22 protein-coding genes are annotated in these 23,405 nt (G+C 41.1%); 9 read left to right on the top strand and 13 right to left on the bottom strand.

Annotated features, from left to right (window positions below; all coding sequences use genetic code 11):
* Positions 1–147: 147 nt before the first annotated feature.
* The 4 genes from bglX to D0T87_RS04650 all read right to left on the bottom strand — a co-directional run bounded on the left by bglX (position 148) and on the right by D0T87_RS04650 (position 10,201).
* A complete protein-coding gene (bglX, locus tag D0T87_RS04635; protein WP_163173279.1) occupies positions 148–2,481 on the bottom strand; it encodes a beta-glucosidase BglX in 2,334 nt (777 codons plus the stop codon).
* Between the two features lie 169 nt (positions 2,482–2,650).
* Positions 2,651–4,117: a RagB/SusD family nutrient uptake outer membrane protein gene (locus D0T87_RS04640; protein WP_163173281.1), complete on the bottom strand. Its 1,467-nt coding sequence runs from the start codon at positions 4,115–4,117 to the stop codon at positions 2,651–2,653.
* A gap of 27 nt (positions 4,118–4,144) precedes the next feature.
* The gene (locus tag D0T87_RS04645; protein WP_163173283.1) at positions 4,145–7,210 is read right to left on the bottom strand and encodes a TonB-dependent receptor; all 3,066 of its coding nucleotides are present in this window, start codon (positions 7,208–7,210) and stop codon (positions 4,145–4,147) included.
* 198 nt (positions 7,211–7,408) lie between these two features.
* Positions 7,409–10,201, bottom strand: coding sequence for a triple tyrosine motif-containing protein (locus D0T87_RS04650; RefSeq protein WP_163173285.1), 2,793 nt, complete (start codon positions 10,199–10,201; stop codon positions 7,409–7,411).
* A 211-nt stretch (positions 10,202–10,412) separates the two neighbouring features.
* On the opposite strand from D0T87_RS04650, the gene D0T87_RS04655 reads away from it, so the two are divergent.
* Positions 10,413–12,497, top strand: a complete 2,085-nt coding sequence (locus tag D0T87_RS04655; RefSeq protein ID WP_163173287.1) for an ATP-binding protein — start codon at positions 10,413–10,415, stop codon at positions 12,495–12,497.
* 256 nt (positions 12,498–12,753) lie between these two features.
* A complete protein-coding gene (locus D0T87_RS04660; RefSeq protein WP_163173289.1) occupies positions 12,754–13,941 on the top strand; it encodes a DUF418 domain-containing protein in 1,188 nt (395 codons plus the stop codon).
* Positions 13,942–14,057: 116 nt separating this feature from the next.
* On the opposite strand, the gene D0T87_RS04665 is transcribed toward D0T87_RS04660, so the two are convergent.
* The 7 genes from D0T87_RS04665 to D0T87_RS04690 form a co-directional block, all read right to left on the bottom strand.
* Positions 14,058–14,558: a peptidylprolyl isomerase gene (locus D0T87_RS04665; RefSeq protein WP_163173292.1), complete on the bottom strand. Its 501-nt coding sequence runs from the start codon at positions 14,556–14,558 to the stop codon at positions 14,058–14,060.
* A gap of 1,092 nt (positions 14,559–15,650) precedes the next feature.
* Positions 15,651–15,788 (bottom strand): hypothetical protein, encoded by a 138-nt coding sequence (locus tag D0T87_RS24160; RefSeq protein ID WP_203558613.1) that lies wholly within the window; start codon positions 15,786–15,788, stop codon positions 15,651–15,653.
* 98 nt (positions 15,789–15,886) lie between these two features.
* Positions 15,887–16,432 (bottom strand): hypothetical protein, encoded by a 546-nt coding sequence (locus D0T87_RS04670; RefSeq protein ID WP_163173294.1) that lies wholly within the window; start codon positions 16,430–16,432, stop codon positions 15,887–15,889.
* Positions 16,433–16,535: 103 nt separating this feature from the next.
* A complete protein-coding gene (locus D0T87_RS04675; RefSeq protein WP_163173296.1) occupies positions 16,536–16,946 on the bottom strand; it encodes a hypothetical protein in 411 nt (136 codons plus the stop codon).
* 45 nt (positions 16,947–16,991) lie between these two features.
* Positions 16,992–18,137: a hypothetical protein gene (locus D0T87_RS04680; protein ID WP_163173298.1), complete on the bottom strand. Its 1,146-nt coding sequence runs from the start codon at positions 18,135–18,137 to the stop codon at positions 16,992–16,994.
* On the bottom strand, positions 18,134–18,682 hold the full coding sequence (locus D0T87_RS04685) for a hypothetical protein (protein ID WP_163173300.1): 549 nt from the start codon (positions 18,680–18,682) through the stop codon (positions 18,134–18,136). The genes D0T87_RS04680 and D0T87_RS04685 overlap by 4 nt, the downstream gene beginning before the upstream one ends.
* A gap of 36 nt (positions 18,683–18,718) precedes the next feature.
* Complete coding sequence (locus D0T87_RS04690; RefSeq protein ID WP_163173302.1) at positions 18,719–19,336, bottom strand: helix-turn-helix domain-containing protein; 618 nt, start codon at positions 19,334–19,336, stop codon at positions 18,719–18,721.
* 114 nt (positions 19,337–19,450) lie between these two features.
* Here D0T87_RS04690 and D0T87_RS04695 point away from each other — a divergent pair, with 114 nt between their 5' ends.
* Entirely contained in the window at positions 19,451–19,732 is a 282-nt protein-coding gene (locus D0T87_RS04695; protein WP_163173304.1) for a hypothetical protein, read from the top strand.
* Here the strand turns inward: D0T87_RS04695 and D0T87_RS04700 are convergent.
* Positions 19,710–19,973, bottom strand: a complete 264-nt coding sequence (locus D0T87_RS04700) for a hypothetical protein (RefSeq protein WP_163173306.1) — start codon at positions 19,971–19,973, stop codon at positions 19,710–19,712. The genes D0T87_RS04695 and D0T87_RS04700 overlap by 23 nt on opposite strands.
* An 82-nt stretch (positions 19,974–20,055) precedes the next feature.
* Here D0T87_RS04700 and D0T87_RS04705 point away from each other — a divergent pair, with 82 nt between their 5' ends.
* The 4 genes from D0T87_RS04705 (at position 20,056) to D0T87_RS04720 (ending at position 21,662) form a co-directional block, all read left to right on the top strand.
* Positions 20,056–20,352: a hypothetical protein gene (locus D0T87_RS04705; RefSeq protein WP_163173308.1), complete on the top strand. Its 297-nt coding sequence runs from the start codon at positions 20,056–20,058 to the stop codon at positions 20,350–20,352.
* A gap of 248 nt (positions 20,353–20,600) precedes the next feature.
* The gene (locus D0T87_RS24860) at positions 20,601–20,897 is read left to right on the top strand and encodes a helix-turn-helix transcriptional regulator (RefSeq protein WP_255495847.1); all 297 of its coding nucleotides are present in this window, start codon (positions 20,601–20,603) and stop codon (positions 20,895–20,897) included.
* Positions 20,898–21,228: 331 nt separating this feature from the next.
* On the top strand, positions 21,229–21,447 hold the full coding sequence (locus tag D0T87_RS04715) for a hypothetical protein (RefSeq protein ID WP_163173312.1): 219 nt from the start codon (positions 21,229–21,231) through the stop codon (positions 21,445–21,447).
* Positions 21,448–21,461: 14 nt separating this feature from the next.
* Complete coding sequence (locus D0T87_RS04720) at positions 21,462–21,662, top strand: hypothetical protein (RefSeq protein ID WP_163173314.1); 201 nt, start codon at positions 21,462–21,464, stop codon at positions 21,660–21,662.
* On the opposite strand, the gene D0T87_RS04725 is transcribed toward D0T87_RS04720, so the two are convergent.
* Positions 21,659–21,979, bottom strand: coding sequence for a hypothetical protein (locus D0T87_RS04725; RefSeq protein WP_163173316.1), 321 nt, complete (start codon positions 21,977–21,979; stop codon positions 21,659–21,661). The genes D0T87_RS04720 and D0T87_RS04725 overlap by 4 nt on opposite strands.
* A 136-nt stretch (positions 21,980–22,115) precedes the next feature.
* Between D0T87_RS04725 and D0T87_RS04730 the strand changes: the two genes are divergently transcribed.
* Both D0T87_RS04730 and D0T87_RS04735 read left to right on the top strand, forming a co-directional pair.
* Positions 22,116–23,048 (top strand): recombinase RecT, encoded by a 933-nt coding sequence (locus D0T87_RS04730; protein WP_163173318.1) that lies wholly within the window; start codon positions 22,116–22,118, stop codon positions 23,046–23,048.
* A 14-nt stretch (positions 23,049–23,062) separates the two neighbouring features.
* Positions 23,063–23,230 carry a hypothetical protein gene (locus D0T87_RS04735; RefSeq protein ID WP_163173320.1) on the top strand — a complete coding sequence of 56 codons (168 nt, stop codon included), beginning with the start codon at positions 23,063–23,065 and terminating at the stop codon, positions 23,228–23,230.
* The last annotated feature ends 175 nt before the right edge of the window (positions 23,231–23,405 follow it).

Genomic DNA, 23,405 nt, shown 5'->3' on the forward strand with positions numbered 1-23,405 from the left:
TGTAGGGGCGGTTCGCGAACCGCCCGAAAATGGTTTCCTGTGTATTCTGGGCATTGGGCGGTTCGCGAACCGCCCCTACAGTAAATCACTCCTTTCCATTCCATTTTACACCAATCATAACCAGTCGGATTATTTAAACAACTCCAATCAGCGTAGAGTCAACCGGGTAGTCTTCACCGCCCTGCTGTTTCCACCAATCATGATATCGAAATCTCCCGGTTCGGCCACGTAGTTAAGATCATAATCATAGAAGCTCAACAAACCGGGAGTGATTTCAAAGGAAATCGTTTTGCTTTCACCGGCTTTGAGGAAAACCTTTTCGAAACCCTTCAGCTCCTTTACGGGACGGGTGATACTTCCTACCAGATCGCGGATATAGAGTTGTGCCACTTCTGCCCCATCATACTTACCGGTATTAGTAACCGTTACCGAAGCAACGACAGACCCATTATGCTCCATAGAGGGAGTACTCAAGGCAATGTCACTGTATTGGAACGTAGTATATGACAGGCCGTAACCGAACGGGTACAACGGATCATTATCGACATCCAGGTAGTTGCTGCGGAATTTCTGGAACCACTTGCCTTCCTTCAACGGGCGTCCCGTGTTCTTGTGATTATAGAACAAAGGTATCTGGCCTACGTTCTTCGGAAAAGTCATGGTTAGTTTACCGCTAGGGTTCACATCACCAAACAGTACATCGGCAATAGCATAGGCTGTTTCACTTCCGCCAAACCAAACATTGAGAATGGCAGGCACGTTTTCCTGTTCCCAGTTCAGCGTCAAAGGGCGCCCGGTAAACAAGGTCAATACGACAGGCTTCCCGGTTTTTAGCAAGGCCTCCAATAGCGTCCGCTGTACATCGGGCATGTTAAGATTCGTGCGGCTTGAACTTTCACCACTCATCTCGGAAGACTCACCCAACGCGGCAACGATAACATCTGCACCGGCGGCTACTTTCAAAGCCTCGTCCAGCATTTCCTGATCTGTCCGGTTATCGCGGTTCAGGGAACGCCCGAACATGGTGGCATGTTCTTCGTACACTGCATCACTAATCAGGTTGCTACCCTTGGCATACGTGACGTTTACTTTGCCTGCCAAGACTTCTTTCAACCCTTCGTATACAGAAGGATAATCGTTAAGGCGTGCAGCTACGCTCCATGTGCCGGGCATATTGCTACGGGTATTCGCCAACGGACCGATAACGGCAACCGTACCTTGTTTCTTCAAAGGGAGCAGGGGTGCCGCAGAGGACCCCGGCGTTGTACTGCTGTTTTTCAACAACACAAAGCTCTCGCCTGCAATCTTGCGTGCAGCCTGGCGGTGTTCTTTCGTGAAAATATCGCGTGCAGGACGTTTCAAATCGCAGTATTTATAAGGATCATCGAACAAGCCTAATTTGTATTTGGCTTCGAGCATACGGCGGCAAGCCGTATTTAAGGTTTCGATGCTCACTTTGCCTTCGTCTATGGATTTCTTTAGGGTGCCTACAAAACCTTCGCTTACCATATCCATATCTATGCCTGCATTCAGTGCACGGGCAGAAACGGTTTGCAGGTCGCCGATTCCATGCTCGATCATTTCGGAGATACCGGTATAATCGGTTACCACGAAGCCATCGAAGCCCCATTGGTTACGCAGTACGTCGGTCATCAGCCATTTGTTGGCTGTGGCGGGTACACCATCTACTTCATTGAAAGAAGCCATAGCGCTACCGGCACCGGCTTTTACGGCTGCTTCATAGGGATACATATATTCATTGAACATACGGTTGCGACTCATATCGACGGTATTGTAATCGCGACCGGCCTCTCCGGCACCATACAGTGCAAAGTGTTTGAAGCAGGCCATGATTTCATCGTTGCGGCCGAGTTGATTGTTCAAGTCGGCACCCTGATAGCCCAACACCATGGCTTTGGCGATGGCACCACCCAGGAAAGGGTCTTCCCCACTCCCCTCGCTAACACGTCCCCAACGCGGGTCACGGCTGATATCCAGCATGGGGCTGAATGTCCAGGAGATACCGTCGGCGCTGGCTTCGATGGCAGCAATGCGGGCAGACTGCTCAATGGCTGCCATATCCCAGGAACAGGAAAGTCCCAATGGAATAGGAAAAATGGTTTCGTAGCCGTGGATAACGTCCATACCGAAGATTAACGGAATGCCCAAGCGGGAATTCTCTACCGCGAGTTTCTGTACGTCGCGTATCTTCTCCACACCTTTGAGGTTGAAAAGTCCACCGACAAGACCTTGTTCTATCTTCCGGGCCACATCACTGCTTTTTGCCTGTCCGGTGGTGATTTCACCTGAAACAGGAAGGTTGAGTTGGCCTATTTTCTCTTCTATGGTCATTTTATCCATCAACTCTGTGATGAACTTATCCATCTCCTGCGGCGAACGTTTGGAGGTGTCCTTTCCTGCGACCGAGGTCACAGTGAGGGTGGATAAAGATATAGTGATGAATAATGCGAATGTTTTCATAATTATGGATGCAATTAATTTATAACGAACGTTGTTTGACTTATATCGCGTAGCAACTCCCTTCCCTCCTCGGGAAGGAGGGGAATTGCTGCGCTGTCTCAACACAGAAAACTTAACAGCCTTGAGGTTCTAGGGGTATGAACCCTGGCAGCGGCACCTTGCCGCCCGCCTATTCGTCTTTGGGATCGAGTAATAGATCGGGAATCTGAGTATATTGGTTGAAAGGAAGCGGTAGGTATTGTTTATCTTCGCTCCAGCCCTCCAATGCAGTCTTTGCCAAACCTGTGCGGCAAAGGTCGTTATAGCGTTCGCCCCATTCACAAACCAGTTCCATGCGACGCTCGTCCATAACCTGTTCAAACGTTACATTAGTCAACTCAGGCATTTTGGCGCGTCTTCTCACCTCATTAAACGGAGCATCTCCACTTTTGCCATTCTTAATCTTAGCCTCCGCGTTCATCAGCAACACATCAGCATAACGAAAGATACGTGGATTGTTGTTCGTTCCATACTTTGTACGTCCTTCAGTCATCTGAGTAGACGGCGTATACGCTTTACCATTCCAGCAATCTGCATTATTCGGGTTGGCTTGCGGCTTGATATAATCGCCATCAGGCGTTGTCGAATCGGCAAATAAGAAAGAAGTAGTGGCACGTATCGTTTCTCCGCGAGCATACGCCCAATCACGGAAAGATTTCAGGATACCGCAATCGCCCCAACCATTTATGTTGCTACCCGAGTTCTGAGGACCCTGACAAACAAACCATTGGTCCGCATCAATCAAATCGCCGGTAGAATTACCAAAATCAGTCAGTTGACATTCAAAGATAGACTCGTCGCACAGCTTTCCCGGAATCTTCCACAATTGATAATAATCCGGATAAAGCGAGAAACCACCATTCTTAATGATATCATCTGTCAACTCTTCCACCTTAGCATAGTTCCCTTCGTTCAGGTGAATCTTTGCAGCCAGGGTTGCAGCCGAAAAAGCAGTTACAGCACCTATATGTGTATTCTGGTTCGGACGAACACGCGGCATATTGTCCATGCCGTACTGTAAATCTTCCAATGCATATTTATTAACCGCACTGATCGTAGAACGGCTCAGGTCAACCTGATTGTTATCGCGAAGAATAGTCACCGGACCGAAAGCCTGAACCAAGCGATAATACGCATACGCACGCATAAACATCACCTCACCCCGATATGCCTTGTAGTTCTTCATATCATTATCGTTCGTGATATTCTCGGCATACAAATCCAACGTCTCTATGGCCGAATTGGCCACCTTGATGATGTTGTAGTATTGCTTCCAGATTTCGTCAAATCCCCAGAAAGAATCGTTGTACTTGTAGATCATTAAATTATAATAATCGCTGCCATTGAACTGGCCGCTGAAGACATCCTGGTCGCGGATTGTGGTAATTTCCCAGATCACCCAGTGCATGCCACTGGTTCGTATCTTTGCATATACACCGGATACCGGCTGGTACATGTTACTCATATTCGTATAGTCCACCTTCTCTTCGGGCACTTTGCCTTCGGGCTCTTTGTCGAGGAAATCATTACACGACGTAAATGATAATACCATCAAAGCAGACATTACATATATTAAAGGTCTTATTAAAGCTTTCATTATATCTAATTTTTAGTGTGTTATAGTTTAGAAATCAATTCTCACGCCAAATGTGTAGGTCGATGTCAATGGATATACTTCTGTATCCCAACCCTGGCTGTCAGACAATTCCGGAGAGAACGAATTGGCCGAGAATGATGTGAACGGACGATCGGCCGTGAAGCTCAAGCGGAGTCCGGGCATAACGTAGCCACCCATTCTGAGGTTGCGGAATGTATATCCCAACGTAATGTTCTGGATGCGGAAGAAATCGGCATCTTCTACAAAGTACGAGCTGTATTTCTGGTCGCTAACATTCCATGACTTCAGCAGACCGGCAGCCGACGGATCAGAGTTTGTTGATCCCGGACCAGTCCAACGATTGTCATATTGAGCCTTGTCGAAGTTATAATTCTGCGATGAATAACGGAGCGCACGTTTGCGGTTGAACATCTGAGCACCAGTCTGTCCGTAAGTCGTTAACTGGAAGTCAAGGTTCTTGTAATTCAGCCCCAGGTTGAAGCCGTAAGTAAAATTAGGAATATACGAACCTAAAGTTGTACGGTCGTTACCATCGAGAATGTTATTACCATCGAGGTCGGCATATTTCAAGTCGCCCGGTACGCAACCGTTAGCCACTGCGATAGGATCGGCAGCAATTTCTTCGTCTGTCTGATACACACCGATCATCTTGAAACCATAGAAAGAGTTCATTTCTTTACCCACAAGGTTAACGGTTTTTCCACCTTTGATGATGCTGTTACCGTTCAGGTCTTTCACACGGTTTCTTAATGTCGAGATGTTGGCTCCGATATGGTATGTAAAGTCTTTACCAATCTTATCACTCCAGTTCGCACTCACGTCGATACCCGAGTTAAGGATCTTACCGTAGTTGCCGGCAAGAGTCGTAGTACTGAACGGAAGAAGCGGAGAAATTACAGCATTGTTCGTCATGCGGTGGAAGTAATCGAAATCAATATTCAACCGGTTGTTCAGTGTGATGAAGTTGAAACCGGCGTTCCACTCTTCTACCACTTCCCACTTCAACCAACTGAAATATGTGCTGTTCTGGAAACCGGCAATGGTAGTATTACCAAATACGCCCGATGCACCATTACCAGTTGCAATTGAAGCAAAACCATCGCTTGCTTTCACTGCATCATTACCCAGTTTACCCCAGCTTGCACGTACTTTCAGGAAGTCGGCCCATTTCTGGTTCTTCATAAACGGCTCTTCCGAGAGCACCCAGGCAGCACCTACAGAGGGGAAGTAACCCCAGTTTTCCTGATATTTGCTGGAACCGTCGGCACGCATGGTAAACATTAACAAGTATTTATCGTCAAAGTTGTAGTTCAACCGGGCAAAGTAAGAAAGACCACGATAGCAATATCCATCATCGGTTACGGTAGCACCGGTTGCATCACCATTCTTAATATACCAATACTCATCAGCACCGTCGGGCACATTGCTTGCCTTTCCTTCGAAATAACGCCATTGCTCCTGACGCATAGAATAACCCGCCATAGCGCCGAATTTATGCTTGCCCCATTGGTCATTGTAGGTCAACGTATTATCCCAGATATAGTTATAGTACTTGTTCTCGGTTTTCTTCAACTGAGTGGTGGCCGATTGCTGCCAACTGCTCACATAATACGCCGGAGTAAACTCACGACCCTGAGAAGAAAGGAAGCTATACGAATAGTTTGTTCTGAAATTCAGCTTGCTGGGAATAAAATCCACCTGAGCATAAAAGTTGCTCAATACCTGGTAATTCTCTTTGCTCGAGTCGAAGTACTCGGCCGCTGCAATCGGATTATGGAAGTTGGATGAATATCCAACAGCATCCGGAGAACCATACTTGGTAGGGAATCCTTTCTCGTTCGTCTCATCATAAAGCGCTACGATGGGAGGACAGTTGAAGGCTTTCTGCCAGGCTGTATTGTTGGGCACTTGTTGGGTCGAATTACTGAACACGCCGCTGAAACCTACTTTCAGCCAGTTTGTAGCATCAAAGTCTACAGAACTGCGAAGGTTGAAACGCTTGTAATTGTTATCAACATCCATAATACCATCCTGGAACAAATAGCTTGTACCAATAGAATAAACAGCCTTATCGGAACCTCCGTTTATATTCAAGCTGTGGTTTGTCATAACAGCAGTGCGCAGAAGCTGGTCATACCAGTCGTTATCGGCTCCGAATGTCCAGTTGTGGAAATCAGAATCAGCATAACTGCCACCATATTTGTCGATGGATTGTTTGAAGTGTGACTGATATGCATCATAATTTCCTTCCAGCATCATCGTAGCATATTCGTACGCATTACAAAGTTCAAGCACATTGGATGCTTTCTGAATACCTACATAACCATCATACGAGATTTGTGTCTTTTGGTTGCGGGAACCTTTCTTTGTAGTAATCAAAACCACCCCATTTGCAGCGCGTACACCATAGATAGCGGCTGCCGAAGCATCTTTCAGAATGGTCATTTCCTGAATATCTGCATTATTAAGGAAGTTGATGTTGTCGTAGAACATACCATCGACTACAAACAACGGCTTGCTATCGGAAAATGAACCAACCCCACGGATTTGCACGATAGGACCTTCGCCCGGAGCACCGTTGTTGATTACGTTAACACCGGCAACTTTTCCCTGGAGGGCAGCCATGGGCGATGATGATGGGATGGCCGTGAGCGCCTCACCTTTTACTACGGTGATCGGTGCCGTCAGGTCCTTGGCTTTTGCCGATCCGTAACCGATGACAACGATTTCCTCCAGTTGTTGCGAGTCTTCTTTCAATACTACGTTGATTACCGAACGTCCGTTTATGTTTATATTCTGGGGCAACATACCTATATAACTGATGGTAAGTGTTGCACTTCCCTCTACATTATTTAATGTGTATTTTCCATCTAAATCGGTAACCACCCCGTTTTGTGTACCTTGTACCAGAATGGATACGCCGATCAGTGGTTCACCCGATGTATCGGTTACGGTACCCGTTACTGTTTTTGTTTGAGAGAATGCCGGCATTGTAACCAATAGCAAGCACGCCATTAAGAATAGGCTTTTAAGCCGTAAGGCTCTTTTCAGAAGATGTGTTTTACTCTTCATCGCATTAAATTTTTAGTGGATAACTAGTTTACATTGATCTTTAGCGCTGCGCAGTGCTTCATTCAACTTGAAAACAAATATATGGATTTCGATAGGTAGAGGGCAAAAAAATGTATTCACCAACAATACATATCGTCGATATTTAACAAAATAAGTAACTACTCAATTAGTACTCAAACTCTGCTAAGTAATTGTAAATCAAATGACACCTAAGAAAAAGTCGTTCAGATTTTGTGTTGGCTTCAAGTCTAATTTCTTACGAAGGCGGTAGCGATTGTTTTCGACTGCACGTACGGAAAGGTTCATCAGCGAAGCAATATCCTTAGTATCCATGTTTAGTTTCAAACAAGCGCAAAGTCGTAAATCGTTGTTGGTGAGTTGTGGGTAACTTTCCTTCAGTGTTCTGAAGAAGTTATGATGTTTTTGTTCGAATTTGATAAGAAACATTTTCCAATCATCCTCCGTATCCAAGTTGTTGGCCAGCAGATTGTTTATTTTCTGATAAAGAGGAAGCAAGGATCTTTGAGTGTTTTTGGCGCTGATCTCATCTATCATCTCCTTTATTTTCAGAATAAGTTCGTTCTTGCGGATGATAAACGAGGTTTGAGTAAACATTTCCGCATTCTTTTCCTCTATTTCATTCTGAAGCTGCTCGTTCATCAGGCGCAGATGCTTATTTTGCAAACGTCTTTTCATAAACCAAAAGGTGGCAAATAAAGTAAACGCAACGATCAGGCAACAAGTAAGATACCACCAGACGGTGTTATACCAAGGGGGAAGTATTTCAAAGTTGATAATAGCATCGGACGAATAATTGTTCAGTTCATCTGTCGTACGGAGGCGCAACGTGTAGTTACCCTGCGGCAAACGAGCATAGGAGATGCTGTTGCGTTGCTCTGGCTGGCTCCAGACATTGTCTACGCCTTCCAACAGGTATTCTACAAACAAGTTATTAGCAAAAGCATTGTTGACGGAGAAACCTACCGTAACCGTATTATCTCTATACGGAATCTGAATGCGCTTAGCCAGGTTGGCATAACCGTCGTTCAGATCCCTTCCGGCATGCATATATTCAAGATTAGGCGGAATGAGCTGTACAATCTGGCGCTTACTCTGACGGGAGTTATGGAGAATGAACCCTACATCCAGACAAATCAGTGATAGCGAATCATCCAGTACGGAAATGTTTTCAGAAGCTGTAACAAGCGACAGATTGTCCGTTTCTACTTTGTACGCCTCATTTATACGCGCAATGTAACCATCGTAAAAGAAACGATAAACAGACGTTCCCGTGATGGCCCAGTTTTCTTCACTGTTAATGGGTATGATACGTTTCAGATCGGTCACATTCTCGAAACACTGATTCAGAAGAGGATCAAGTTGCAGATTGTCGTTGCTTTCATTATATGTATAAAGGCGATTGTTTCCTAGAAAAATGATACGCCCGCTCGACTTAAAAACCTGAAGATGCTCAGGAAGTGTCTCGTCATTCTCGCATCCGTAATAAGTATAGTAACGGAAAGCATCCAGGTCTTCATTCAACCGGCATTTATACACCCCTCGCCTCACGGTTTCCAACCAGATGTTACCCAAATGGTCTATTTCCACATCATAGATAGGGTCTGTAATTTGCCGCATGACATTTATCTTCCCGGTTTCCTTATTTACAATATTAACCTCTTTATACGTAACAATAATATCCACTTTCTTTCCGTTAATGGTGGCTTCCAATGTGCGGAATACTCCACTGTCTACCCGATACGGCTGTCGGATTCTGAAATCAGGGAGGATTTCAAGTAGTCCCTTGTTGTGGCAACAGAATAGTTTCCCATCTATCTGACTGAACGACCACACCTGCCCCTGCGTTCCTTCGATCAGCTTTAAGGAAGAATACATTTCAAGATCACTCGTCTTCTCTCCCGGCGTATAGTAAACACCCTGATTCGTGCCTACCAACAGATATCCGTTCCATAATGTGGCGGCATATACCGAACTGGAATTGCCGTCTACAGCGCGGTAGTAACTCAATCCGTCTGTATAGCGGATATAGGCAAGGCCACGATCCATAGCTATCCATATGTTATTACTTTTATCTTCGTATAAAGACAGAATCGTATTATTCTGCAAAGAATTAGTTGCATCAAAATGATTGAGTATATTTCCGTGAATATCAACTTCATAGATCCCGTTCAAAAGTGTTCCTAAATAATATGTGTTGCGTTTGGCACAATAAACACCACAGTTCAGTTCCAATCCGTTTAAATGACGGGAAAGAGTGTTATTCCAGGGGATAAAACTTTTTTTATCGTATATATATATTTCGCCTGTGGAAGTACCGATTAAGTAACGATCGTCTCCATAAGGCAAAATGACACGGGTGGTGGTTCCATTCAGGAATTCGCTGCCTTCATTTTTACTCAACCGTCCGTCGTTAAGTTGGTAGAGAGGACCATGCATTTCTTGTACCCAATACTCGTCCCGCAGTTTCACCAACAGCATAAAGCCCCTAGGGGTAGTTAACCGTTCGATGGTATCTTGATAATAAACATAAATATTAGTGAAGGACTGGAAATAGACTCTATCTCCATCTATCCAAACACGCCAGATACTTTCATTATCAAGGCTTTTAGGAGGAAGTAAATCTTTTAAAGAAGTGTATTTCAACCCACCCGACTGATCCCTGTCCCAGCGTCCGAACTCATCCGAACCACCGGTATAGATGGTATGATGAGACTCTACCGCCAGAGCACGTACAATAGGAGAGTTGGGTATTGAATAAAGTTTCCATCCCATGCCATCCGATTCAAGTAAACCGATGTCATTGCCAAAATACATAACGCCTTTTTCGTCCTGCCCAATAGACCAGTTCTTACTGGCTGCATGATATTTATCGCGAGCATAGTTGATGACATAAGGCTTTTGATTTGCTAAAGAATAGCATGCCGCCAACAAGGACAAACAAAATAAAAACAAGTGTCTTTGAAGGTTCATTATATAGTGATATAAGGTCTTTACTGGTATATTTCAATCACAAATATACATCGAATACTCCCTAAAGCCTCCGAATATTCGCTTTTTTTATAAGAAATGCCAATGAGAGTGAAAAAAAATCCCAGATATAAATTAATTGTATACATTTGCAAAACACAAGATGCACCAGGTTGCATCTTGATAAACTTTTTATTTTTGCAATAAATCAAGTATGAAGCCTTCAGACTCAAGACAGAAGCTAAACGACAACGAATTGGAACAGTATCGCGTACAATTAGAACAAACTAACCGGCGTCAGGCATTGTTCATTAAAGTACTACAAATACTGCAACTGGAACCAGACATCCCTACAGCCATGAACATGGCACTTGCCGAAATTGGCCGTTATACCGGCGTTGACCGTTTAGCAACATGGGAAAATCACCTCGACGGACTTACCTATGGCTGTACCAACGAATGGTGCAACGAAGGTATCGAACCTGCCATAGATTATCTGCGGAGCATGACTATCGAAGCTGGAAAGCCCTGGTTCGATATGCTCGAAAAGAATGGTATTATCTGTACATCCGACATCTATTCGCTCGACCCTTTCATTACCCAAATGCTCGAAAGACAAGGCGTTAAGGCCATTGCCGTCTTCCCATTATCGCAACTGGGTGTGCACTTCGGTTTCCTTTCGTTCAATTTTTGCTGGGATAAACAGTGGGACGAAAAGGATATAGAACTGATGAGCCAGATATCGCAAATCGTATCTACCGCCACCAAGCGCTGGCAAGTTGAAACATCTCTGCAACAGTCTCAACAAACCATGCAAAAGGTATTGGATAATATTAATGCCAATATTTTCGTTAGCGATTATGAAACCCAGGAAATACACTTTGCCAATAAACCTGCCAGAGAAGAAGCAGGACCCGTACCGGAAAATTCAAAATGCTGGGAAATGCTGAACGCAGGATTGACTGATATGTGTACGCATTGTCCGAAGCCGCAACTCCTCGATGCAGACCGCCAGCCCACAGGTGTTCATTTCTGGGAAGACTACAATCCGGTTACCGACCGCTGGTACACCATCCAGAGTATGGCAGTTAAATGGCTCGATGGAAAATGGGCCATCATGGAACTGGCCACCGACATTACTACCCGTAAGCAGGTGGAACTGGAACTGATTCAAGCCAAAGAAAAAGCCGAAGAATCGGACAGGCTCAAATCGGCGTTCCTGGCCAATATGAGCCACGAAATACGCACTCCGCTTAATGCCATCATCGGTTTTTCGAGCATACTTGCCGAAACCGACAATCCGGAAGAGCGCCGTTCGTACCTGCCTATAGTGCAGGAAAACAATGAATTGCTGCTCAAACTCATTTCCGATATCCTGGATATTTCGAAGATTGAGTCCAACACCATAGAGTTCAACAGAGCATCGCTGGATGTATACCAACTTTGCCTGGAAGTGATCAATACTTTCTCGCATAAAACCCAAAACAGCGCAGTAGAACTCCGTTTCGACGAAAGTTCACCGCAGTTGGTAATCAATGCCGATAAGAACCGTATCACACAGGTGCTCTCCAATTTTATAACCAATGTGCTGAAATTTACGACAAAGGGATCGATCATTCTCTCTTATGCTTTGGATAAAGAAGGCGAGGTATGTTTCAGTGTAACAGACACAGGTAAAGGCATTGCCGAAGAGAAACTGGACGAGATCTTCAATCGTTTCGTTAAACTCGACTCATTCTCACAAGGCACCGGCCTCGGGCTATCTATAAGCCAGAATCTGGTAGAACGAATGGGTGGAAAGATCGGAGTTGAATCTCGCGAGGGCGAAGGTTCGCGCTTTTGGTTTACGTATCCATACACACAGGACGAACAACCCTTATCCGAAGTTGGAACGGGAAACTTAATAACCACTGTTCCGTGCTCAAGAGCCACATCAGGAGATTATAAACCCCTGATTTTGGTAGCCGAGGATATAGACAGTAATTACCTGCTGATTGAAGCACTGCTTAAGTGCGATTATCGTTTATTAAGAGCATACAATGGCAGTGAGGCCATAGAACTGTTCAACGCCCAATCTCCCGACCTTGTATTTATGGATATGAAGATGCCGGGTATGAGTGGAATAGATGCAGTTACCATATTAAGGAAAACCAACACTCAGGTTCCTATCATTGCACTTACGGCATTTGCCTACGATAGCGACAGGAGATTGGCTCTTGATGCGGGTTGCAACGATTTTCTGACCAAACCCATTTCCCCGCCCGAACTACGTAAGGTAGTCAATAAATGGATACATTAAGAAAAAAGCATCAATTCAAGGCGAATTGATGCTTTATACTTTTCCGGACAGACGCTTCCGTCCTTAATGTACTCAACTTTCGCAAGCTCGTACAATCCTATCCAATTAATCTTATATCTAATACAGTGAAAAACTATATATATAACGCAGTCCATTCTGTTTTGTTCAAAAGGATATGAAAAAAAAGTTTTTTTTCGTATCATTGCACCGTTTTATTTTTGAATGATAGACCACAATATACAGATACAAATTCATCATGGTAACGGTAGAAACTAAAATCCCTCGTGTAGAAGTGGTAGATGCGCTTCGCGGTTTTGCCGTCATGGCCATCTTATTTGTTCATTGCATTGAACACTTCATTTACCCTGTTTTCCCCGATCCGGCCACTCAGCCGGAATGGTTGAATATACTGGATACAGGTGTGGAAAGCGTAATATGGACACTGCTTGCCGGAAAATCATATGCTATCTTCGCCTTGCTTTTCGGATTTACTTTTTATATTCAATTCACCAATCAACAACGGAAAGGAAAAGATTTTGGTCCTCGTTTCTTCTGGCGGTTGATTCTGTTGGTAGTGTTTAGTTTCATCAATTCGGCCATGTATCCCGGTGGAGATGTATTGTTACTGTTCTCTATTGTAGCACTGGTATTGATACTCGTTCGTAAGTGGAGTGATAAAGCCATACTGATATTTGCCATTGTCATGTTGTTGCAACCCGTGGAATGGTTTCATTATATAATGAGCCTGTTTAATCCGGAATACGCCTTACCCAACCTGAAGGTAGGTGAAATGTATAATGAAGTGGCCGAGTATACCAAAGCAGGAAATTGGGGTGATTTTCTTTGGGCTAATATCACAACGGGCCAGAAAGCAAGCCTATTCTGGGCAGTTGGGGCAGGCCGGTATCTGCAAACGGCAGGATTGTTTATGCTTGGCTACCTGATTGGCCGGAGACAATTGTTTGTACCATCAGACTCTTCCCTCAAATTTTGGTTAAGGGCACTTATTATAGGCGCCATCGCTTTTGCCCCTTTGTATCAATTAAAACTGGAAGTCATGGGCGATAATGCTATTATAAACGGTACGGTAGGCGTTGCGTTCGATATGTGGCAGAAGTTTGCATTTACCGCAGTTCTGGTATCTTCGTTTGTTCTGTTATACCAATCGGAAAGATTCCAAAAGCTCACATTCAATCTGCGGTTTTATGGTAAAATGAGTCTTACCAATTACATTACACAGTCTATCATTGGAGCACTTATATTCTTCCCGATTGGATTAAATCTGGCACCATACAGCGGCTATACGCTTAGTGCGCTGATCGGTTTATTTATTCTGGTTGTTCAGGTCAGGTTCTGCAAATGGTGGTTTAAATCTCATAAACAGGGCCCCCTGGAATCAATCTGGCATAAATGGACGTGGATAGGATCGAAACGGAATACATAAAACAGGCATCAATAGTCAACCTTATATAGTATTATATCTGATATTACTGCCGAATACCCTGGCGCAATATTAGCGCCGCCCGATCCATAAGCTAATTGCCAGGGTATATAAACTTCTCAGCGTTCACCGGTTTTCATATGTTGCATAACCTCTGTATATGCAGCTATCTCTTTCGCATCAGTCTCGAATTCCTTAACATCAAACTTCCGGGGAGAACTGAATTCAAGGGAATTATCATCTTTTATATTGGATTTCAAGATATCCAGATGTTTATATAATTTCGTGTAATATCCAATAGCCGGAGATGCGTTAAAAACAGCTTCATCAATCAGCATCTCCCGATAGTAATAGTGCACTGTGCTTGTATAGAATGGTGGTTGTCCTTCGGGGATACTCTTCATCACCTTATAATAAATGGTGTATCTTTTATCCCGTTGATAAATTAAAGCTTTCAACTCCGAATCAAGCTTCAAATCAAAGACCTGTTGCAATGAATCAATAAATGCTTCGTTTCTTTCACGCCAGTCTACGTATTTCCCCGGATCTTCACTTTCGCTACACGACATAAATAAGAATAACATAGAGAATAGAGACAGAAAAGAATAATTCTTTTTCATAATAAAATGGTTTTAGGTTCCTTTAAGTAAGGAAGTCATTAGTTTAGTTAATTACACATCTATTGACGTGAAACAGCCACCAAAAACTTGTTATCTGATGTGATTTATCTTTAAAAAAACTTTAACGCGAAGCTAAAAGGAGAATATTCGGGGAAAGAACAATTACTTGATATAAAAGCTGGAAATATGAATTATGACGATTTATTGGGATCAAGCAAAAAAGTCGGTTATTAAATTAACATAGTTATTAAGGATGAATGCTTGAGATAGTTTCATTATGACAGAAATAACATTTTGATAATAGAATGGAGCGGTAATCGCAAATTCCGGGCTTGGGGCAGAAAGGGAGGGAAGAATGGCAAAAGAATCATGTTTATAAAAACCAATAAGATTTAAATTCACAAAATAAACCACCCAAATGTCATAAGTAAAACAAAAAAGATCACAAATAGTCGGACGGGTAAAAACAAATACAGCAAATACACACTTCAACCGTTTCGCTTAAAACAGACTAACCAGAGAATAATAATCTATAAAATGAAACATGCTGAACACTTGAGCCGCGTGCTGTCGATACTTGAGCGCTTGGCTGTCGATACTTGAGCCGCGTGCTATCTACACTTGAGCCGCGTGCTGTCGGCAGTACGCGGCTCAAGTGTAGAAATTATTGCGCTGGGGCACTTCCAAATATCAATAATACACTGCATAAGCAAGCCTAAAGCCTGATTTTAACATCTCATTGACGGTTTTCAAAAAGTTTGCACGTGATCAAAACGAAACAAATGCTATCTTTTTGATCTGATTTTACCCATATTTGTGACTTCGCGGATTAACAACCAGGTTAATTTAGCAATTCAACCGACTTTTCGGATTGGCCCTTCATCTCCATCAAAAGCCATTATACCGTATTTAAACAAAAATCGCATTTATCTTATTATCAGATAAATGCGATTTTATTAAGTGATTCCGAAGCGATTCGAACGCTTGACCCACGCCTTAGAAGGGCAGTCTAAAAAAACACCTCTACCCGCCTGTTCATCGGCTATTGCTGAAATTTCAAAAAAACAAAAGGATTCGTTTTTTAAAAATAATTTATGTTTTTTTCTTTACTTTTAGCTGCTCCAACTCATAATTAAGAAGAGCATTTTCCTGTTCCAAAGCACTATTCTTACTTAACACCTGGCGGAGTTGTGCTCTGAGAGAAGCTATAAGCTTGTCTTTTTCTTCCATTGTTTATATTTTAAATTAAAACATTGCCACCATGAATCCTATAGTAAATTACATTCTCATGATCATTGGAACAACAGGAACTATTTTATCAGGTGCCTTCATTCTTTATTGTCTAATTCGATTTCTTCTCCTTGTTGTGATACCTCATGAGATTGATTCTTATCGGGAGTCGAAAGAGAAACGAAATAAGAATAAAGATCATAAGCACGTTCATCACGAACATTCACAAAAATATCCCGAATAGCATCTAGGTTTTCTAATGTATGTTGATTTTCGGTTATACACTGAGGATCTTTCTCCATAATCTCCTTACATGTATCCAAAGCCTCGGACAGCAGGTTCTTATCGTCTGCTTTGCTTGCATATTCAACAGCATTTGCATAGCAGTAAAAAGCATCCGCTGTTGCTCCAAGCCTGTAATACTGATACCCAGATGAACTCTCAGAAATCGCTAAAGAATAAGCTTGTAATTGTTTTCTAAGTTCGATATTTTGTTTCTTTAATTCTGAAACTTCTTTCTGAACAATCATTTTGATTCTTTTATCAATACTCAAAGAAGTCCACAAATTAACACCAATAAGAACTGTAACTCCTATTCCGATAAATGAGATGAGCCAAGATATAAGTGTTGAGAGTGTTTCCATTGTAAAATTATTCTTATCCCATGCTACAAATGATTTTCCGAATTCATGCATTTATGAAAGTCCAGTGCAGCGACTCCTACTATTATAAATGTTTCCATGTTGATTATTCTTTGATGTTTACAGCGAATCCGGTTAATGTGTAAACGTATTCATTTCCATTATACCTACCCTCTGATTTAAAATTTAAAATTCCATTTGCTCCCTGCTTTTTTGCTTCATTTACCAATTTCTCTAACATATAGTCCATTGTAGGGTTAAACCAAGAGGCTGGCTTGTTGTCTAATGGAGATTTTTTCTCTCCTTCAAACCTATTGTGGCCATTTAAGTGTCCGCTCTTAAATTCCATTGTTATATTAGAAACTGGATCGTATTTAAATCCTTCGGATATGGGTGAAATAATGAACCCGCTACTTACATACTTCGTGAAATCAAATACATAAACATTCTCAGTATAAAGTGATTTGCACGATAAAAGTACAGTTGATAATAATACTGCTAATAAAATCCTCTTCATAACAATAGTTTGATTATTTTTTAGTTAGTAATCTAGTTGTTTTTTCTAGTCAGCGTCATATTCCGATTCGAAAAGATTTATATCTCGAAGAACTTTCCCCCGTCCTTTTTTGACAAAATCAACCACGACATTTTGTTCCCAGTATGTTTTCACGATATCAGCTAATCCATCTGGAACTGTAAAATTAATCTCTTCGCCACCTTGCGTGGTTATTCTCACTTTTCCTGCTCTATCAGCCATAGATAGTATGCCAGAAGCTACTGAATGTTGATCCACTTTATCAACAGTTTTTCGTTCACCGTCAATAGACTCTTCTACTCCTATTTGTTTTATAGCACTTGATATTTGAAATTTTGATGTAGTTAATTCAACATTTCTAGCTACGCCACCTTTCATGGATGTTATTCCGAATATCTTAACTACTTTACCATCTGGAGCCAATTTTTTAACACTACCAACAAAATTATCAAAATATGACTCATCAGGGATATTCTTTTTTAATGTATGATAATCTCCTGCACTTATTAATTCAATATTATCATTTATGTCTTCTATAATTTCTTCAAAACGACTAAAACCTGGTAGAGACTGTTCTTGAAGCCCCGCAAATCGAATAATAAAAGCCATACTTGCTGCGTGTGGAGCTGATATGAACGGCTGAATTCTCATACTTTCAGGAACAACACCTGAAGTTCTGTATTTCTGACCTGACTTTCTCTCTATTGTCCTTGTTGTAAGTTTTTCATATATTTCAACTCTATCAAAAACCTCATTTGTTTTTGCAAAACCATATCCAACACCTTGCCCTGCAACAACAAGCCGAACCTCATCACTACCCAATACTTCTCCTTTTAGTTCAAAGTGTCGTTTGAAGTGTACCGTTTCTAACATATCTCGAAGTTCATCTGCTATATCTAATGGTACATCACGTGACAAAGCTAGTGATATTAGTTTCTCTGCATCTCTATTATAATCACATCGCATAGCAAGAGCTGCTGAACTTTTTAATAAGATTGAGACTGTAGGTTCAGGGAGATTGTTTCTAAGAGCAAGATGTGCAGCATCTTGTTCTAAAGAGTAAGCCTCTTTATACAAATTTAAAGCTATTTCAAGATTACCCATATTCTTTTGCAGATCTCCTTGATCCACTTTGTACATGGCAGTATTGTGAATGTCTCTCAGTTCCATCATCTTTTATTTTTAAATATAGCTCTCGGATTGCTAAACTCTACAATCGAAACATAGGCTGGTAAACAGGTTGAATCAGATTGGTCTGTTTGCTTAAGTTTCTTGGTTAATCGTTGCTCTGGTGTATTAGTAGAGGTTTCATTTAAAATCCCAGAAATTTCAAGCCTAGCAGTTTTAGAAAATAAAATATCATCTTTATCACCAAGCCAATAATCAAAACCATCTCCTTTACATGAACGTTCTACTATTGTGTAACTTGTTTCATTAATAGCCAAAAGGCATGAAATACAAACAGCAGCATGATCGGTACAATAATTAATCTCTTTCCATGAACGATCAAATTGTTCGTCGAAGTAATCATCCCATGTTAATAACAGATTGGCCTTTCTATCACCACTTAAAGCCATGTTTAACTTTTCTGGATGTTCCATGCGATGCAATGTCGTCATACAGGCAGAATAATAGTGTCCACATAAATCTGGATGCATTCCAGGTAAACCTTCTTTTATTTCTATCAGATTAATTAAATCTTGCTTATTTCCTTCCATACTATTTAAATTAAAGGCTATCTCACTCCATAAAAGTTATTTCTTCAACTGCATTCTCAGAATTTCTATCATTTCTTCCTTGTCTTTTAGACGTTCCTCCAAATGCTTTATCCGCAATAGAGCATCTTCTAATTTACTTTCACATTCGGATATGGAGATTTTACCATTGTTATCTCGACCTATATTAACATTAGATTTGCCATGAATTTCTTGGCGGGAAGTAAATCCAGCGTCATTTAGCATTGGTCCTATTCCATGTTTAAGTATTTCGTCTTCATCAGATTTAGTAAGATTTCTTTTTATCTTTTTAAATTCTTCTTCAAGAACCTCTTTTGAGGCGCCTGCTAAATCTCCAAAAAATCTACGATTTTGAAAACGGATATAGTCTTTATTTCTATTATAGTATTCTTCAGCCTCTGCTAATTCTTCTGGAGTTGCTTTATGGGTTGCCCTCTCATACATCTCATCATCCAGAAAAGTCATAATAGGGACATGTAAGACCTCAGCCCATCTTGTTACTGTTTTAGTATCTACTCCATCCATTTTATAATATTTATAAACCATTGCTTCTGACATTTCTATCATTTGAGCAAATTCCCTGGCTGAAATACCGTGTGCTTTCAAATACCCTTTTAGACGTTCGCCTGTAATCATATTATAGTTTTAACAATTTATAACTATAGTGTTATTATAGTAATTTATAATATTATTATATTTGCACTTGTAATCATTAACCAAGTGCTATTAATAACTAAAACATTTTATATTATGACAGCTTCAATCATCATCTTATCAGTATTATTGGCGATCATTCTCATTGCTATTGTTTTTTCAAAAAGCAAATCATTCAAAAGCTACCAAGACTACCGCCTCCGAAAATGGTGCGTTAAATGTGTATGTAAATCCTCCATAGCCAAACCGTTTGGAGCACATTTAGACGCAGATACAGGTAGCCCCATTCCTGAGCCTTTGGCATCTGAAGCACACGCGATGTATCTATTTATAAGAGGAGAATATAAGCCGCCTTTTAGTCCTGAGCCTCTTGAATGAGTAAGCAAACCTCATCATAGCTTTCGTTGGTAGTCATAGCTATATTTCCGTCATTTCCAGCTTTAGTTACAGCAGACAAAAGAATTACTGCCTTATCACCAGCGTTTTTTACATAAGCAATAGAAGCTATGTTGACTAATCTTTTTTCTCTAGAGACGTTTACTTCAATAAAATTCTTCATAATAATGTTTTTAAGAGAACCGGCAGGCTTTATCCGGCCTGAGAAACTTGATTCAGCCATGCCAGTTCTTGATTAAGACAAATGCACGCACCACGTAGCATTTAAGCCATTACAGATACGTAACATTTAAACTATTACAAATATGAGCAAAAAAACTCAACCGGACAATAAATTTGTTCCGAATGTCAAAAATTTACCACTCACAGAGTATTTTAAGACTCTACCTAAGGCTGTAAGACGACCAGTTATTTACTCTTCTCCTAAAAAGGAACTTGTAGACGCTATCGCAGAAGCGACCCAACGTGATCCACATTCCGTCAAGAGATGGATGTATGGTTACGCCGCTCCAAGTAGCTTAATTGAAAAGAAGATCGTTGCCGATATGCTTGGCTCTTCTGTTGAAATCCTATTCCCTGCACGCGAATCTGCTGGTATATGAGAAACATGGAGTTCTATAAGACGCCCAAAGGCAAAATTATGATCAATGACGAACATGGCACTCGCGAGTTAAAGCCGTCAGATCGTGATTTTATCACAGTATTCATTGTTCACCTTAGCGACTTCTACCCCGAAGCACTAGAGGCTCTATCAAAGATTTATGCAAATAGTAGACATAACGTGCAATACTATGAGTATCTAATCGTGCTAAGGTTTATCAAGTGTAACTTCCTTAAGTATGATTCAACAATGGATATTGATCAGTTTGGCTACTTCAACTTTGAGGAAGCAGAATGTCCATTACATGGTGAATGTGAGTTTCAAGGTGTTATCTGCAAGCCTAAATTCAATTCACGCCTATCAGATCGCGAATTGAATGTTATGAGAGGCTACTATGAACAATCTTCTGAAGCTGATATAGCCAAACAGATGTACATATCCGTCGAAACAGTCCGAACTCACAAGCGGAATGCCTTTCAGCGCGTGAAAGTACATTCTCTATCTGAATTTATACTATACGCAAAAAACAATAACCTTTTCATATAACAAAACAATATGAGTAGTGATGAAAAACTTGCTAACATAATGTTGGCAATGAATGACAAGTCATTCGGACAAAGGGAAGCTGCAAAAATCGTAGGAAGCCGAACGAGACTCTTCAAACTTGTAGGTGATGGCAGTATTAGAGCAGAGAAGCCAACAAAAGCCCAAAATGGCAAATGGTTTTGCAATGCTGCCGATGTACTACGATACGCTAGACCGCATAAATACTAATTAATAACCAGGCGACATATCACAGGAGTGTGATTGTTTTTCAGTAGTGAAAAGCAGGGCTTAATTCAATCGTAAATAAAGAAACAGCCTAATTAATAAGTATATGCAAGTATCAGAATTACAAGTGGACCAGAACGCAACTATTGAATACTGGTTTCGCAGAATAGACGGCGGAGACGACTGCTCTATCATAACAGGAAACGTAGTCCGGAAGCTAGGTGATCAGATTGAAATTGATGTTCAACATTGCTATTTCGGATGGTTTCAGGGACGTAATATCTGGGTAAGAGGAAATTCAGAAGTAATCAAAATCAATAACTAAATCCAAGTATAAAGATGGAAACAAATATAACGATAAAAATACCAGAAGATGAGAATTTGTTTGAAGCGGAATTCTCTATTTCAATAGTTGGTATGAAAGTGAAAAACCGAGAATTCTTAAAAGAACTCCCGGAGAGAATAAAGCAATCATGGATTGATTGTGCTGAGATGGCTATAGGCGGTAAACTCAACGATAAAGTTAAAGATGCATTTTAATCAGTATAAGTATTTAAGTAATGTAAAAAGAAGTCTATGTGGAAGATTATATGATCAAAACTATTTGGTACATATTTTGAAATGCCAGAAGAAGCGTGGTAAAATTTTAACTCTCTCAATTTTTCCAAGTCTTTATTCAGTGGTAGGTTACGATCAAAGGAATATACCAGATGAGTAAACTCCAATATAGCCTCCTTGATGCCAGGATAAGGGTTGAATACATCTTCTAAACTAGGGGTTTCCCCCTTGCTTTGAATAGTCAAGACTGTCTCTCTTAGAGATTTTGCTTTTTCTTCATAGAATGCTTTTTCTTTCATCGTAAATAAAATTTTTAAGTGACAATACAAAAGTAATAATAATCCAGGGCACGTCATCCACTTCATAATAATAAAGTTTTAAGTGACGTTTTAACTCTTCTTATTGGAGGCGTGCCCTAACTAAATCAAAACAATTATGAGTAATGCAATTCAAATTACAAGCCAGGATCTTAATGCGTTGAAACATACGGATCTTGTGGACTATGGTAAAACAGAGCAAAAGTTCATCACCATATACAATGCAGTATGGGGAAGTGAACAGGGATCTGCTATTTACAATCGTGAGAAATTCCATTTCAACAAACTACTTACCGAAACACCAGCACTTCAGGAATGTAGTAAGCTGTCTCTTCTCGGGTGTTTCCTTGATATTGCCGTAAACGGATTATCCCTTGACCAATCCGGAAGGCCGCAATGCTATATTATTCCACGTAGTGTAAAAGTAAAAGGACCAACCGGTGATTACTGGGAAAAGCGTGCAGGTCTTCAAGTATCTGCATACGGTGAGGTTTACATGCGCATGCGTGCCGGCCAGGTGAGACACGTTGATAATCCTGTTATCGTATATGAGTGTGATTCTTTCGAGGCCTATGTTGATGAGAACGAAAGAAAGCGGATTAAATACGTAGCTAAGGTACCACGTACATCAAACAAACCTGTAGCTGCATTTATCAAGATAACACGCAATGATGGTACAATAGACTATCAATGGATGCTTGAATCAGACTGGATAAGATTAGCTGCTTTCTCTGAAAAATCTAATAGGGGCTCAGCCAATGCTTTATACAGTTCATTCAATGGAAATATTGATCCGGGATTCCTTGAAAACAAAATGATGAAACATGCTTTTGATGCATACCCGAAAGTTCGTACCGGGAACTACACTGTTATGGCCACTGAAGAAGAAGCGCCTCCGGTTATCGACTATGGATTCGTTGAAGAAGGCGACCAGGTAAACGAACCAATTGTCAATGACTCCAATATACCATTCGGTGAAGATAAACAGCTAGATGCTCTGGAACCGGTAGCTGCTCCAATAACTGAGGCTGACGAAGAAGAAGGATTTTAAAACTACAATTAGAAATGAATAACCTATTTGAAAACGATACTGCGTTCCTTCTAAAGGAGTATCACAGGATTATGGATGAAATGCTTGATCTCATTAAAAAGTGCAGTAAGTTAGATAGGGCTTATATAGTTGGTCAACTGCAAGCCCTAACTGAAATATTAGAAAAAGAAATTAACGAATAACTAATCAATTGTACAGATGAAAATTACCAGATATCAAACAGTTATGTTATGGGTAAATTTAATGTTACTCATATTATTCTTAGGCAGTAGAATATACAACCACTTTAATGCGTGGATAGGCATTTTTGTGTGTTTGCTTACAATCTATCCTATTTGTAAAATCATTAAACAATTC

Origin of the sequence: Bacteroides sp. 51, from assembly GCF_010500965.1 — a bacterium.
GTDB lineage: Bacteria > Bacteroidota > Bacteroidia > Bacteroidales > Bacteroidaceae > Bacteroides.

Excerpts from the sequence above, each read along its gene's own strand:
- bglX (WP_163173279.1), bottom strand. The coding sequence starts at position 2,481 with ATGAAAACATTCGCATTATTCATCACTATATCTTTATCCACCCTCACT.
- D0T87_RS04640 (WP_163173281.1), bottom strand. The coding sequence starts at position 4,117 with ATGAAAGCTTTAATAAGACCTTTAATATATGTAATGTCTGCTTTGATG.
- D0T87_RS04645 (WP_163173283.1), bottom strand. The coding sequence starts at position 7,210 with ATGAAGAGTAAAACACATCTTCTGAAAAGAGCCTTACGGCTTAAAAGC.
- D0T87_RS04650 (WP_163173285.1), bottom strand. The coding sequence starts at position 10,201 with ATGAACCTTCAAAGACACTTGTTTTTATTTTGTTTGTCCTTGTTGGCG.
- D0T87_RS04655 (WP_163173287.1), top strand. The coding sequence starts at position 10,413 with ATGAAGCCTTCAGACTCAAGACAGAAGCTAAACGACAACGAATTGGAA.
- D0T87_RS04660 (WP_163173289.1), top strand. The coding sequence starts at position 12,754 with ATGGTAACGGTAGAAACTAAAATCCCTCGTGTAGAAGTGGTAGATGCG.
- D0T87_RS04665 (WP_163173292.1), bottom strand. The coding sequence starts at position 14,558 with ATGAAAAAGAATTATTCTTTTCTGTCTCTATTCTCTATGTTATTCTTA.
- D0T87_RS24160 (WP_203558613.1), bottom strand. The coding sequence starts at position 15,788 with ATGGAAGAAAAAGACAAGCTTATAGCTTCTCTCAGAGCACAACTCCGC.
- D0T87_RS04670 (WP_163173294.1), bottom strand. The coding sequence starts at position 16,432 with ATGGAAACACTCTCAACACTTATATCTTGGCTCATCTCATTTATCGGA.
- D0T87_RS04675 (WP_163173296.1), bottom strand. The coding sequence starts at position 16,946 with ATGAAGAGGATTTTATTAGCAGTATTATTATCAACTGTACTTTTATCG.
- D0T87_RS04680 (WP_163173298.1), bottom strand. The coding sequence starts at position 18,137 with ATGATGGAACTGAGAGACATTCACAATACTGCCATGTACAAAGTGGAT.
- D0T87_RS04685 (WP_163173300.1), bottom strand. The coding sequence starts at position 18,682 with ATGGAAGGAAATAAGCAAGATTTAATTAATCTGATAGAAATAAAAGAA.
- D0T87_RS04690 (WP_163173302.1), bottom strand. The coding sequence starts at position 19,336 with ATGATTACAGGCGAACGTCTAAAAGGGTATTTGAAAGCACACGGTATT.
- D0T87_RS04695 (WP_163173304.1), top strand. The coding sequence starts at position 19,451 with ATGACAGCTTCAATCATCATCTTATCAGTATTATTGGCGATCATTCTC.
- D0T87_RS04700 (WP_163173306.1), bottom strand. The coding sequence starts at position 19,973 with ATGGCTGAATCAAGTTTCTCAGGCCGGATAAAGCCTGCCGGTTCTCTT.
- D0T87_RS04705 (WP_163173308.1), top strand. The coding sequence starts at position 20,056 with ATGAGCAAAAAAACTCAACCGGACAATAAATTTGTTCCGAATGTCAAA.
- D0T87_RS24860 (WP_255495847.1), top strand. The coding sequence starts at position 20,601 with ATGGATATTGATCAGTTTGGCTACTTCAACTTTGAGGAAGCAGAATGT.
- D0T87_RS04715 (WP_163173312.1), top strand. The coding sequence starts at position 21,229 with ATGCAAGTATCAGAATTACAAGTGGACCAGAACGCAACTATTGAATAC.
- D0T87_RS04720 (WP_163173314.1), top strand. The coding sequence starts at position 21,462 with ATGGAAACAAATATAACGATAAAAATACCAGAAGATGAGAATTTGTTT.
- D0T87_RS04725 (WP_163173316.1), bottom strand. The coding sequence starts at position 21,979 with ATGAAAGAAAAAGCATTCTATGAAGAAAAAGCAAAATCTCTAAGAGAG.
- D0T87_RS04730 (WP_163173318.1), top strand. The coding sequence starts at position 22,116 with ATGAGTAATGCAATTCAAATTACAAGCCAGGATCTTAATGCGTTGAAA.
- D0T87_RS04735 (WP_163173320.1), top strand. The coding sequence starts at position 23,063 with ATGAATAACCTATTTGAAAACGATACTGCGTTCCTTCTAAAGGAGTAT.